The organism is Streptomyces sp. CO7 (genome assembly GCF_053474865.1).
In genome coordinates this window covers 615,992-628,582 of the sequence record NZ_JBRIOU010000004.1, presented here as the reverse complement: position 1 = coordinate 628,582, position 12,591 = coordinate 615,992, and the positions used below count along the sequence as shown (strand labels likewise).

At 74.2% G+C, this 12,591-nt stretch carries 11 protein-coding genes; 5 read left to right on the top strand and 6 right to left on the bottom strand.

The window, feature by feature from the left end; all coding sequences use genetic code 11:
- Together ACOV8S_RS15650 and ACOV8S_RS15645 are read left to right on the top strand one after the other, a co-directional pair.
- Window positions 1–1,043: PDR/VanB family oxidoreductase (locus ACOV8S_RS15650; protein ID WP_448318433.1), on the top strand; the 1,043-nt coding region annotated here is incomplete at its 5' end.
- A gap of 103 nt (window positions 1,044–1,146) precedes the next feature.
- The gene (locus tag ACOV8S_RS15645; protein WP_448318432.1) at window positions 1,147–2,040 is read left to right on the top strand and encodes an alpha/beta fold hydrolase; all 894 of its coding nucleotides are present in this window, start codon (window positions 1,147–1,149) and stop codon (window positions 2,038–2,040) included.
- 20 nt (window positions 2,041–2,060) lie between these two features.
- Here ACOV8S_RS15645 and ACOV8S_RS15640 read toward each other — a convergent pair whose 3' ends face one another.
- The gene (locus tag ACOV8S_RS15640) at window positions 2,061–3,119 is read right to left on the bottom strand and encodes an aminoglycoside phosphotransferase family protein (RefSeq protein ID WP_448318431.1); all 1,059 of its coding nucleotides are present in this window, start codon (window positions 3,117–3,119) and stop codon (window positions 2,061–2,063) included.
- Between the two features lie 188 nt (window positions 3,120–3,307).
- Between ACOV8S_RS15640 and ACOV8S_RS15635 the strand changes: the two genes are divergently transcribed.
- Window positions 3,308–4,675, top strand: a complete 1,368-nt coding sequence (locus ACOV8S_RS15635) for a M28 family metallopeptidase (RefSeq protein WP_448318430.1) — start codon at window positions 3,308–3,310, stop codon at window positions 4,673–4,675.
- A gap of 95 nt (window positions 4,676–4,770) precedes the next feature.
- Here ACOV8S_RS15635 and efeU read toward each other — a convergent pair whose 3' ends face one another.
- The 5 genes from efeU to ACOV8S_RS15610 all read right to left on the bottom strand — a co-directional run bounded on the left by efeU (window position 4,771) and on the right by ACOV8S_RS15610 (window position 10,436).
- A complete protein-coding gene (gene efeU, locus ACOV8S_RS15630) occupies window positions 4,771–5,637 on the bottom strand; it encodes an iron uptake transporter permease EfeU (protein ID WP_448318429.1) in 867 nt (288 codons plus the stop codon).
- Window positions 5,638–5,697: 60 nt separating this feature from the next.
- Window positions 5,698–6,936, bottom strand: coding sequence for an iron uptake transporter deferrochelatase/peroxidase subunit (gene efeB, locus ACOV8S_RS15625; protein ID WP_448318428.1), 1,239 nt, complete (start codon window positions 6,934–6,936; stop codon window positions 5,698–5,700).
- A 49-nt stretch (window positions 6,937–6,985) separates the two neighbouring features.
- Window positions 6,986–8,149 carry an iron uptake system protein EfeO gene (gene efeO, locus ACOV8S_RS15620; protein WP_448318427.1) on the bottom strand — a complete coding sequence of 388 codons (1,164 nt, stop codon included), beginning with the start codon at window positions 8,147–8,149 and terminating at the stop codon, window positions 6,986–6,988.
- A 243-nt stretch (window positions 8,150–8,392) separates the two neighbouring features.
- Window positions 8,393–8,830, bottom strand: coding sequence for a hypothetical protein (locus tag ACOV8S_RS15615; protein ID WP_448318426.1), 438 nt, complete (start codon window positions 8,828–8,830; stop codon window positions 8,393–8,395).
- A gap of 148 nt (window positions 8,831–8,978) precedes the next feature.
- A complete protein-coding gene (locus tag ACOV8S_RS15610; RefSeq protein ID WP_448318425.1) occupies window positions 8,979–10,436 on the bottom strand; it encodes an aminotransferase-like domain-containing protein in 1,458 nt (485 codons plus the stop codon).
- A 73-nt stretch (window positions 10,437–10,509) separates the two neighbouring features.
- Here ACOV8S_RS15610 and ACOV8S_RS15605 point away from each other — a divergent pair, with 73 nt between their 5' ends.
- Both ACOV8S_RS15605 and ACOV8S_RS15600 read left to right on the top strand, forming a co-directional pair.
- Complete coding sequence (locus tag ACOV8S_RS15605; RefSeq protein WP_448318873.1) at window positions 10,510–11,331, top strand: DMT family transporter; 822 nt, start codon at window positions 10,510–10,512, stop codon at window positions 11,329–11,331.
- A 120-nt stretch (window positions 11,332–11,451) separates the two neighbouring features.
- On the top strand, window positions 11,452–12,591 hold a 1,140-nt coding region (locus ACOV8S_RS15600; protein WP_448318424.1), incomplete at its 3' end, for a M48 family metalloprotease.

The window sequence follows — 12,591 nt, the reverse complement described above, 5'->3', positions numbered from 1 at the left end:
GGTACCGGCCGCGCCCTGCGCGGGACGAGCGCCCGGGCGAACTCGAGGTCGTCGCACGAGAGTTCGCCGCACCCGACGTTCTCGCGCTGCGGCTGGCCGCGCCGGACGGCGCCCCGTTGCCGCGGTGGCAGCCGGGGGCCCACGTCGACCTGGACCTGCCCTCGGGGCGCCGGCGGCAGTACTCGCTGTGCGGCGACCCGGCCGACCTGTCCGCCTACCGGATCGCGGTCCGGCTGATCCCCGGCGGGCAGGGCGGTTCGGCCGAGGTGCACCGCGAGCTGGTGGAAGGCGCCCGGGTCCGGGTCGCCGGGCCCCGCAACGCGTTTCCGTTCGCCCGCGAGGAGCGCGTCCTGCTCCTCGCGGGCGGCATCGGCATCACGCCCGTCCTGCCGATGGCCCACGAGGCGGCACGCCGCGGACTCGACTGGACCCTGGTGCACACCGGCCGCAGCCGCGCCTCGCTGCCCTTCGCCAAGGAGACCGGCGCGCTGGCCCGCCGGCACCCCGGCCGGGTCGTGGTGCTGGCCGACGACGAGGACGGCCGCCCGGACGCCGCCGCACTGCTCGCCCGCGCCCCCCAGGGCGCCGCCGTCTACTGCTGCGGGCCCGCTCCGATGCTCGACGCGGTCCGCCGGGCCTTCCCCGACAGCGCCGCCGCCGGGCTGCACTTCGAACGCTTCACCGACGCGCCGATCATCGACGGCAGGCCCTTCACCCTGCGCCTGCGCGACGGCAGACGGCTCCCGGTGCCCGCCGACCGCAGCGCGCTCGACGTGCTGCGGGCCGCGGAACCGGCCACCGCGTACTCCTGCCGCCAGGGGTTCTGCGGGGTCTGCAAGGTCCGGGTGCTCTCCGGCGCCGTCGACCACCGCGACCGCAGGCTCACGCCCGCCGAACGGGAGGCCGGCGACATGCTGGTCTGCGTCTCCCGCGCGGAGGAGGGAACCCTTCTCGCACTGGACGTGCCGGCCCCCGGCGTCGTCCCCGCTCCCGCCGTCACCCCTGCCGCTGCCCCCGACGAAGGCGAGATCCCGCTGCCATGAGCACCGTCACAGCACGACTCCTCCCGGAGCCGCCCGCGCCCGTCGGCGACGAGCCGGCCGCAGCGCGCCGCGGCCCGAGCGCGTACCCCTCGGCGGTGGCCCGGTGAGCGCCGCCGAGGTGCGCCGCACCCGGGTCACCTCCGGCGACGTCTCCCTGGCCGTGTACGAGCAGGGGGACCCGGCCGCACCGACCGTGCTGCTCGTCCACGGCTACCCGGACACCCACCGCGTCTGGGACGAGGTGGCCGAGGTGCTCGCCGCCGATCACCACGTGGTCCGCTACGACGTGCGCGGCGCGGGCGACTCCGGAGCCCCGGCGGACCGGGCCGGATACCGCCTGGAACTCCTCGCCCGGGACCTGTTCGCGGTCGCCGACGCCACCAGCCCCGGGCGGCCCGTGCACGTCGTCGCCCACGACTGGGGGTCCATCCAGTCCTGGGAGGCGGTGACCGACCCGGAGGGCGCCGCGCGCATCGCCTCGTACACCACGATGTCGGGCCCCTGCCTGGACCACATGGGGTTCTGGCTGCGGCGCCGGACGCGCCGGCCGACCGCGCGTCACCTGCGGCAGCTGGCCGTGCAGGGGGTGTCCTCCTGGTACATCTACCTGTTCCACGTGCCGGTGCTGGCGCCGGCCGTCTGGAAGTTCGGGCTGGCCCGCCGGTGGGGCACGGTGCTGCGGGTGCTCCAGGGCGTCAGCCCCCGTCCCGGCCACCCGGCCGCCACGATCGCCTCCGACGCGGTGCGGGGCATCGAGCTGTACCGGGCCAACATGCGGCAGCGGCTGCGCAGGCCCCGCCGGCGCCCCACCGAGGTGCCGGTCCAGCTCGTCACCCTCACCAAGGACGCCTTCGTCAGCTCCGCGCTGAGCGAAGGTCTGGAGGAGTGGGTTCCGCACCTCGAACGCCGGGAGCTGCCCGCCACGCACTGGTCCGCCCTGCTGAACCAGGCGCCCGAACTCGCGGACCTCGTGCGCAAGTTCGTCGCCGACAAGTAGCCCGGCCCGCCGCCCGCCGCCTAGTACCAGGGGCGGGTGTCGTGCGCCGGAAGCGGGCGCAGCCGCGGCCAGCGTTCCAGCAGACGCCCGGCCAGGGCCGCGCAGAGGCGGCCCAGGGCGTGCAGGTGGCCGTGGTCGCGGGTCAGGTCCGCGACCACGCCCAGACGGTGGACGAGCCGCTCCCGGGCCGAGACGTAGCCCCACGCGAAGTCCTCGACGGGCACCCGCGCGAGCTGGTCCGCCGTCCCCCGGTGGGCCCGCTCGACCAGCGCGTCGCCCTGGATCAGCCAGCCCGCGCACGCGTCGGCGAGGTCGCCCGGCACGTCCCTCCCGGTGAGGCCGCGCCAGGTGGCGCGGTAGACGTCCTCGACCTCCGTCAGCGGGGCCGCGGTCACCGACATGGCGCACCAGCAGGTCGGGAATCCGATGCGGAAGTAGGCCAGTTCGACCAGGCCGTTGCCGAGCGAGGCCCGTTCGAAGTCGACGAAGCGGACGCCCTCGGCGGTGCGCAGGTCGTTGCCGGGGCAGGGGTCGCCGTGCAGCAGCGCGTGGTGCGCGGCGGGATCCAGCCGCTCCAGCAGGCCGGCGAGTTCACCGGGGACCTGGGACGGCACGGGCACCTCCAGCGCCCCGGCCAGGGCGAGGAAGGACTCCGCGTCGGCCGCCGTGGGGCCCGACCAGGGCGGCAGCGCGCCCGCGTCGGCGGGACCGGTCAGGGCGTGCAGCCGCGCGAGCGCCTCCGCGTACCCCGGCATCCAGTCGTCCGTTCTGCCGAGGTCGTCGACGTGCTCCAGGACCATCAGCCGCGAGGACGGGTCCACGGCGAGCACCGCGGGGGCCACGGCGGGCCCGGCGGCCCGCCCGGCCAGGCGCAGACCGGCGACCTCCCGCGCGAAGCGGGTGTCCGCGTCGGCGCCGGCGTCCCCGCCGTCGGTGATCTGCTTGACGACCACCGTCCGCGGGCCGGCCAGTCGCACCCGCCACACCCGTGACCGCGGACTGCTGTCCAGGAGCTTCACCGCGCGGGGAACGCCGACGGTGGACAGCAGCGCCTCGTCGAAGGGAACGCGGTTCGCCATGCCGAGGAGCGTAGCCCCGGTTCCCCGCTCCCGGGGGCGTGTGGCCGGGGAGCGACGTGACCCGTCCGGAAGCGGTATTGACGGGACACTGACAACTCGGTGAGCATCGGGGCCGCACAGGGCCCACCCGGCCCTGACCCCCCGTTCCGGACACCCTCCGGATCCACCGACGAGAAAGAGCGGCCCTCATGACGAGCTACCAGGCCGGCCCGCCCCGATCGTTCCGCAGACGCACCGCGACCGTCGCCGCCGTGGCGGTGGGAGCGCTGCTCGCCGTCACCCCCTCCTCGTACGGCAGCACGGCGGGCGCCTCCGCGGCCTCCGCCCCGAGCACGACCGCGCAGGCGGCCGCGCTCGCCGCGCCGGACATCCCGCTGGCGAACGTCAAGGCGCACCTGACCCAGTTCCAGTCGATCGCCACCGCCAACGGCGGCAACCGCGCCCACGGCCGCGCCGGCTACAAGGCCTCCGTGGACTACGTGAAGGCCAAGCTGGACGCCGCCGGGTTCACCACCACCGTCCAGCAGTTCACGTCCTCCGGCGCCACCGGGTACAACCTGATCGCCGACTGGCCCGGCGGCGACACCGGCCAGGTCCTGATGGCCGGGGCGCACCTGGACTCGGTCTCCAGCGGCGCGGGCATCAACGACAACGGCTCCGGGTCCGCGGGCGTACTGGAGACCGCGCTCGCCGTGTCGCGGGCCCAGCTCCAGCCGACCAAGCACCTGCGGTTCGCCTGGTGGGGCGCCGAGGAGCTCGGCATGGTGGGCTCCAAGTACTACGTCAACAGCCTCACCAGCACCGACCGTTCGCGCATCGCCGGGTACCTCAACCTGGACATGATCGCCTCCCCGAACCCGGGCTACTTCGTCTACGACGACGACGCGACGCTGGAGAAGGTCTTCAAGGACTGGTACGCGGGCATCGGCGTCCCCACGGAGATCGAGACCGAGGGCGACGGCCGCTCCGACCACGCCCCGTTCAAGTCCGCGGGGATACCGGTCGGCGGTCTCTTCACCGGCGCCAGCAGCGTCAAGTCCTCCGCGCAGGCCACCAAGTGGGGCGGGACGGCCGGCCAGGCCTTCGACCGCTGCTACCACTCGTCCTGCGACAGCACCTCGAACATCAACGACACCGCCCTGGACCGCAACACCGACGCCCTCGCGCACGCGGTCTGGACCGTGGGCACGCAGGCCCCGCCGGCGCCGGGCACCACCTTCGAGAACGCCACGGACGTCGCCATCCCGGACGGCGGCGCCGCGGTCACCTCGACCATCGCCGTCACCGGCCGCACCGGCAACGCGCCCTCCACGCTGAAGGTGGGCGTCGACATCAAGCACACCTGGCGCGGCGACCTGGTCGTCGACCTGCTCGCCCCGGACGGCACGGCCTACCGGTTGAAGAGCTCCAGCGGCTCCGACTCCGCGGACAACGTGATCGCCACCTACACCGTGAACGCCTCCACCGAGACGGCCAACGGCAGCTGGCGCCTGCGGGTCCAGGACGTGGCCTCCCAGGACACCGGCTACATCGACAGCTGGAAGCTGACGTTCTGAGTCCGTAGCCCCGCATCCCCGTTCCAGGCGCCTGTACAGGCGAACGGCCCCGTCCGCGTGCAGCGGGCGGGGCCGTTCGGCGTGCGGGGCAGGGATCAGCCGCGGTCGGCCGTGGCGGACCCGGTGGCCGACGGCGCCTCGGGGGCGGACGCCGCGGCGGGGCGGCGGCGCTCCGGGGCGAGGAAGAGGGCCATCGCGGGGACCAGGTAGAGCAGCCAGACGACGAGCTGCAGGACGGTCGGGTCGGGCTGGAAGTTGAAGATGCCCTTGAGGAGGGTGCCGTACCAGGACTCGGGCGGGATCGTCGCGCTGATGTCGAAGGCGCGGTCGCCCAGGCCGGGCAGGAAGTCGGCCTCCTGGAGGTCGTGGACGCCGTAGGCGAGGACGCCCGCCGCCACGACGACCAGCATGGCGCCGGTCCAGCGGAAGAACTTCGACAGGTTGATCCGCAGCGTGCCCTTGTAGAACAGCCAGCCCAGCGCCACCGCGGTGGCCAGGCCCAGCAGGGCGCCGACCAGCGGGCGGACCCCGTCGCCGCTGGCCTGGACGGCGGTCCAGATGAACAGCGAGGTCTCCAGCCCTTCCCGGCCGACGGCGAGGAAGGAGGTGACCACCAGCGCGCCGGTGCCCAGGGCGAGCGCGGCGTCCAGCCTGCCGTGCAGCTCGCGGGCCAGGTGTCGGGCGGTGCGCCGCATCCAGAAGACCATCCAGGTGACCAGGCCGACGGCCACGATGGACAGGGTGCCGCCGAGGGCCTCCTGCGCCTGGAAGGTGAGGGTGGAGGAGCCGAACTGGAGCGCCGCGCCGAAGGCGAGGGAGAGCGCCACGGCGGCGCCGACGCCCGCCCAGACCGGCCCGAGCCGGTCCCGGTTGCCGGTCTTGACCAGGTAGGCGATCAGGATGCAGACGACGAGGCTCGCCTCCAGCCCTTCACGCAGGCCGATCAGGTAGTTGGCGAACACGCCGGTTCCTTTCTCCGAGCGATGACGAACAGGGGTCGGGCGACGGGGCCGTGCGGTGCGTCAGGTGAACAGCGCCCGGCCCCACCAGTCGTCCTCGCCGCGGACGCCCGGGGGGACGGCGAACAGTGCCGAACCCACGTGCTGGATGTACTCGTTGAGCGCGTCGGAACGCGCCAGGGCGGTCTGGACGGGGACGAACCCGGTCCGCGGGTCGCTCTGGTAGGCCAGGAAGAACAGGCCGGCGTCCAGGCGGCCGAGGCCGTCGGTGCCGTCGGTGAAGGAGTAGCCGCGCCGCAGCATCGCCGCGCCGCCGTTGGAGTCCGGGTGCGCGAGGCGCACGTGGGAGTCCGGCTTCATCGCCTTCAGGAACGGCTCGTCGTGCTCCTTGCTCTTCCCGACCGCCGCGCCCCGCCGCTTGTCGCGGCCGAAGACGTCCTCCTGCTCCTGCAGGGAGGTGCGGTCCCAGGTCTCGACGTTCATCCGGATGCGGCGGGCCACCAGGTAGGAGCCGCCCTCCATCCAGCCGGCGCCCGCTCCGCCCGCCCAGACATGCTGGTCGAGCGCGGCGGTGTCGGTGCCGGAGATGTTGCGGGTGCCGTCCTTGAAGCCGAACAGGTTGCGCGGGGTCTGCGCCTCGGGCGTGGTGGAGGAGGTCTTGCCGAAGCCGAGCTGGGACCAGCGGATCGCCACCGTGCCGAAGCCGATCCGGGTCAGGTTGCGGATGGCGTGCACCGCGACCTGCGGGTCGTCGGCGCAGGCCTGCACGCACAGGTCACCGCCGCTGCGGGCCGGGTCCAGGTTGTCGCCGGGGAACTTCGGCAGGTCCGCCAGCGCGTCGGGGCGCCGGCCGGCCAGGCCGAAGCGGTCGTCGAAGAGGGACGGGCCGAAACCGACGGTCAGGGTAAGCCGGGACGCCGGCAGGCCGAGGGCCTCACCGGTGTCGTCCGGCGGGGCCTCCGGTATGCCGCCGTAGGCCCCCTCGCCCACCGTGCGGCCGGCCGTCATCCGCTCGGCCGCCCGCGTCCACTCCTTCAGCATCCGCACCAGTTCGGCGCGGTCCTTCGTCTTCACGTCGAAGGCGGCGAAGTGCAGCCGGTCCTGGACGGGCGTGGCGATGCCCGCCTGGTGCCGGCCGTGGAAGGGGACGACGCCTTCGGGGGTGGAGTGCTCGTCCTCCCCGACGCCGGCGACGGCCACGGCGCCCCCCACCGCGGCGGCGCCGAGCGCGAGCCCGGCGCCGCCCCAGCCGAGCACCGCGCGACGCGAGGGCTCTGCGTCGCCGTGCGGCTTCTCGGACATGTCTCGCTTCTCCCTGACGGTCGTGCGGGCGGGGTGCGCCGGCCGGTTGTTACTTGGCGACGGCGGCGGACAGCTTGGACAGCGGCTCGGCCAGGGCGTTCACGCCGTCGGAGAGCTCCTTGCGGTCCGCCTTGCCGACCTTGTCGTAGGAGACGTAGGTGTAGGAGTCCTGCTCCTCGCCCTTGTCGGTGCGGTACCGGTCCAGCAGCTCGGTCAGCGCGGCGAACCGCTCGTCGAGCGTCCTGACCAGCTCCGGGTCACTCTTCTCCGCGACCGGCTTGAGCAGCTCGTAGGACTTCGACGCGCCCTCGAGGTTGGCCTTGAAGTCGACCAGGTCGGTGTGGGAGTAACGCTCCTCCTCGCCGGTGACCTTGCCGGTGGCGACCTCGTCGAGGAGCTCCTTGGCGCCGTTGGCCATCGAGGTCGGGGTGATCTCGGCCTTGCCGACGCGCTGCACCCAGTCCTCGAGGTCCTTCATCAGCTGGTCGGCGAGCTCCTTCTCGCGGTCGCCGATCTTCCCCTCGTCCCAGAGGGCCTTCTCCAGGCGGTGCCAGCCGGTCCAGTCCTTCGCCGGGTCCTGGCCCTCCTCGAGGCCGTCCTCACGGACGTCGACCTTGGGGTCGATGTCGCCGAAGGACTCCGCGACGGGCTCGGTGCGCTCCCAGCCGATGCGGGACGGGGCGTAGAGCTCCTTGGCCTTCTCGACGTCGCCGGCCTTGACGGCGTCGGCGAACGCCTGGGCCCGGGGCAGCGTCTGCTCGGCCTGGGACAGCACGTAGGAGCGGAAGGAGGCGACCGCGGCGTCCGCCTCGGCGCTGCGCGCGGGGGCCTTGTCGCCGCCGGTGGCCTTGACCTTCTGGCGGATGCCGTCGCCCTTCATGCCGGGCTTGCAGGCGATCTCGTAGTCGCCGGCCTTCACCTCGGCGACCAGGGACGCCTTGGTGCCGGGGCCTATGTTCTCGCGCTCGGCCACGATCCGGTCGTCGGGGAAGAGGAGGTACACCTCGGTGACCTTGGACCCCTTGTTCTCCACGTTCAGGGTGACGTGGCCGGCGGGGAAGTCCTTCGCGGAGACCTCGCACGCCGAGTCGGAGGCCGTCACCTGGAGGGCGTCGTCCTCGCTCGCGGCCTTCTGGGTGCAGCCCGACAGGGCCACGACGGCTGCCAGCGCGGTGCCGGCGCCGAGAAGAAGGGGGCGAGTACTGGCGGACATGGTGCCTCGATTCACGCGCGGGTGGGCCTGATGGCGCGGGCGTGACCGACCGGCCGAGAGCGGAGTCTAGGCACGTGGCGGCGGGTAAGGAAAGGCTGCCCTTATCAGGATTTGGTCAAGCTTGCGCGTGCCCGGACCGGCGGCTTTCGTCGTGGGGGTGCGACGGCGGTCACCGGAACGCGCGAAGGCGCCCCGGGCGGACGGGCCGCACGGGGCGCCTGCTGAGTGCCGGGGCAGGTCGCGTCAGACCGCCGCGGCGGCCCGGTTCTCCTTGCGGTCGCGCAGGCGGCCGCGGAGCATGAAGGCGCCGAAAATGAAGATGATCACGCCGGTGCCGCCGGGGATCGCCCACTTCTTCGGGTCGTCGGCCACGACGGTGGTGGCGTCAGGGCCCTCCGCCTTGGCCGCCACCGGGGCGGTGGGCTCGGAGTCGAAAGTGGTGTCCATCTCGGCCGACTCGAGGGTGAACGACTTGTCGTCGGCCGTGAACGACCCGGTGCAGGACCAGTTGACGCCGCCGCGGCGGGTCTTCTCGCTCTCGCAGTGCTGAGCCGTGAACTGGCCTGACGTGCCGGTGAGTTGCGTGTCCATGCGGATGATGCTGAAGCCGATCAGGCAGACGCCGCCGACCAGGCCGACGATCATGATCAGGAACTGCCGGAGCGCGAAAAGGCGTTCCATGGGACCCCCCCCTGGGGTGTGGTGCACGGGTGTGACGAGTGAGCGGCCCGTCCCCAAGGGGACGGGCCGCAGGGCAGCGTAGGTGATCACCCTTGTTGGTGTGCAGTCATTTTTGATCACGTCTCCGTTGCGGTCCGGCGCACCGCCCTCAGGGGACGGCCGGGCCACCGAGCGCCTGGGCCAGCCGCTGGACGCCGTCCTCCAGTTGGGCGGTGCCGGGCGTGCCGACGTAGCTGAGCCGCAGGTGGGCGGCGGCCTGCCCGGCGGGGAAGTACGGGGCGCCGGGCGTGACGGCCACGCCCAGGCGCAGGGCGGCGGCGGTGACGTCCCGCTCGTCGAGGCCGCCGGGCAGGCGCAGCCACAGGTGGTAGCCGCCGTGCGGCGGCCGTGCGGGGAGCAGGCCGGGCAGCGCGGAGGCGAGGGCGGTCAGCAGGGTGGTGCGGCGGTCGCGCAGGGCCGCGGCGAGCGTCCGCAGGTGACGTGACCAGGCGGGGGAGCAGACCAGTTCGAGGGCGGTCTCCTGCAGCGGACGCGGTACGAAGAGGCTGTCGACCGCGTGCACCGCGCGCAGTCGCTCCAGCGCGGGGCCGCGCGCGGTGAGGGCGCCCACGCGCAGGCTCGGCGCCGACGCCTTGGTGAGCGAGCGGATGTGCACCACCACGCCGTCCGGGTCGTCCGCCGCGAGCGGCCGCGGCGGCGTCGGGGCGTCGGCGTGCACCAGGCGGCGGGCGAAGTCGTCCTCCACCACGAAGGCGCCCGCCCGGCGGGCCACGCGCAGCACCTCCTCCCGGCGCGCGGGGGAGAGCACCGCGCCGGTGGGGTTCTGGAAGAGGGGCTGACAGACCAGCAGGCGGGACCGGGTGGCGGCGAAGGCCTCGGCCAGCAGGTCGGTCCGGACGCCGTCCGCGTCCACCGGGACCGGCACCGGGCGCAGTCCGGCGGCCCGGGCCACGGCGAGCGTGCCCGGGTAGGTGGGGGACTCCACCAGCACCGGCGAACCCGGGGCGGCCAGTGCGCGCAGCGCGGTGGTCAGCGCGCTCTGCCCGCCGGCGGTGATCAGCACGTCGCCGGTGGTCAGCGCCCCTGCGGGGCCGCCGATGTCGCGGGCGAACCACTCCCGCAGCTCCGGCAGGCCCTCCACCGGCGGACGCGACCAGGTGCCCGGACGCCGCCCCGCCCGGGCGAGGGCGGCCGCGAGGGCGCGCTCCGGCTGGAGCGAGGCGTGCGGGTAGCCGCCGCTGAGGTCGACCACCTCGGGCGGCGGCGCCGAGAGGGTGGTCAGGATGCCGGAGGCGTCCGCGACGCGCGCTCCCACGTCCAGCGCGGCGTGCGGAGGATCGGCGCTCAGCGCGACCTCCTGCCAGGACAGGTCGCCGGAGACCGCGGCCCGGGGCGGGGCGGCGGCCCGGAAGACGCCGGCGCCCGGGCGGGTCACCACCAGCCCCTCGTCGGCCAGTACGGCGACCGCCCGGGACACCGTCACCGGACTCACCTGGTGGCGGTCGGTCAGCTCCCGGCTGGACGGGAGCCTGTGCCCCGCGGGGCAGTCCTCCAGCTCCCTGCGCAGGATCGCGGCCAGCCGGTCCACACTGCTACCGTCATTCATGACAGCACACGATAGCGCTACCGTCGCGACCGCACCGGACTTCCGCAGCGGTACTCTCCCCGCCGCCCTCGGCGTGGTCTCCTTCTCGCTGAGCTTCCCCGCCACCGTGTGGGCGCTGGACGGCTTCGGCCCTTGGACCGCCACCGGCGTCCGCGGCCTGCTCGCCGGTCTCCTCGCCGCCCTCTGCCTGCGCCTGGCCCGGGTGCCGGTGCCCGCCCGCGCGCACTGGCCGGCCCTGCTCACCGTGGCCGGCGGCTGCGTGGTCGGCTTCCCCCTGCTGACCACGCTGGCGCTGCGGGTGTCCAGCACCGCCCACTCCGCCGTGGTCGTCGGCCTGCTGCCGCTGGCCACCGCCGTGTTCTCCTCCGCCCTGACCGGCCGGCGGCCCTCCCGCGCGTTCTGGGCGGCGGCCGGGACGGGGGCGCTCGCCGTGCTGGTCTTCACGCTCCACCACAGCGGCGGCCTGCCGACCCTGGGGGACCTCTACCTCTTCGTCGCGCTCCTGGTCTGCGCCGCCGGGTACGCGCAGGGCGGACGCCTGGCCGCGCACATGCCCGGCTGGCAGGTCATCGGCTGGGGCGTGGTCGCGGCGCTGCCCGTCTCGGCGCTGGTCACCGCGCTCGCCCTGCCGGTCGAACCGGTGCACCCGAGCAGCCGGGCGCTGGCCGGCATGGCGTACATCGCCGCCGTCTCGCAGTTCGGCGGCTTCGTGGTCTGGTACCGGGGGATGGCCGTCGTCGGCGTGCCGCGTGCCAGTCAGCTCCAGCTCGCCCAGCCGTTGCTGACGATCGGCTGGGCGGTCCTGCTGATGGGGGAGCACCTCTCGCCCCTCGCCCCGCTGACCGCCCTGGTGGTCCTCGGCTGCATCGCGGTGACCCAGCGGGCCCGGACCTGAAAGACCGTCGTACCGGGGGTCGTTCGAAGGGGACGTCGCTGTCCGGCTCGTGTGATGATGTCGCGCCCCCCGAACTGGAGTACGGCTCGACAGGAGCCGTCGGAGGAGGACATCCGTCCCATGAGTGCCCCAGCCGCCGAGCGGATCGACCAGCCGTGCCCCGAGTGCGGGGAGCGGATCGAGGCCGACGCCCGGTACACCGTGTGGTGTGCCGCCTGCGAGTGGAACGTCGACCCGGTCCGGGCCGCCGAACGCGAGGAGCGGCCGCGGCTGCTGGAGAGGCGGCGGCGCGAACTGGCCCGCCGCCACGGCGAGCGGCTGCTGCGCGAGGTGGCCGACGGGAAACCGCTGAGGGCGCACCGTGACGTGCCCGCGCTGCTCGCCCAGGCGATCTCGGTGCTGGTGCACGCGGTGACCGTGACGCTGGTGGTGGCCGGCCTGTGGTGCCTGGTGGCGGGCTGGGGCACCGGACTGGTCGTCCTGGGCGCGGCCGCGCTCCTGGTCGCGGTGGCGCTGCGGCCCCGTTTCGGCTCGCCGCCCGAGGACGTGCCGCTGCTGGACCGCGCCGACGCCCCCGAACTGTTCGCCCTGGTCGACGAGGTGGCCGAGGTCGTCGGCACCCGCGGGGTCGACCTGATCGCCGTCGACGCGGAGTTCAACGCCTCGGTGTACGCCTACGGGGTGCGCGGGCACCGCGTGCTGACCATCGGCCTGCCGATGTGGGAGGTCCTGACGCCGCAGCAGCGGATCGCCCTCCTCGGACACGAGCTGGGCCACTACGCCAACGGTGACACCCGGCAGAACCGGCTGGTCTGGACGGCGACCCAGTCGCTGGACACCTGGTCGTACTTCCTGGCCCCCACCCCCCATGCGGTCAGCTGGCAGGCGATGGCGATCAACACGAGCACCTTCCTGCCCTGGCTGTGCCTCCAGGGCGTGCTCCTGCTGCTCGACCAGCTCACCCTGCGCGCCGCCCAGCGGGGCGAGTACCTCGCGGACCGGGCGTCGGCGCGGGCCGGCGGCACCGAGGCCGCGATCAGCGGGATCGACAGCCACCTGGTCGGCGATTCGGTCTTGGTCGTGCTGGGCCGCGAGCGCAATCGAGGCCTCATGCGGAGCTCGCGTGCCGCGGACGCCGCCCGGCGGGCCGAGGGCCTGTGGGAGCGGCTGGCGGCGGAGATCGCGTCGGTGCCCGGTCACGAGATCGAGCGGCTGCGCCGGGCCGGCGCCCGTCAGGGCCACACCGTCGACGCCACCCAC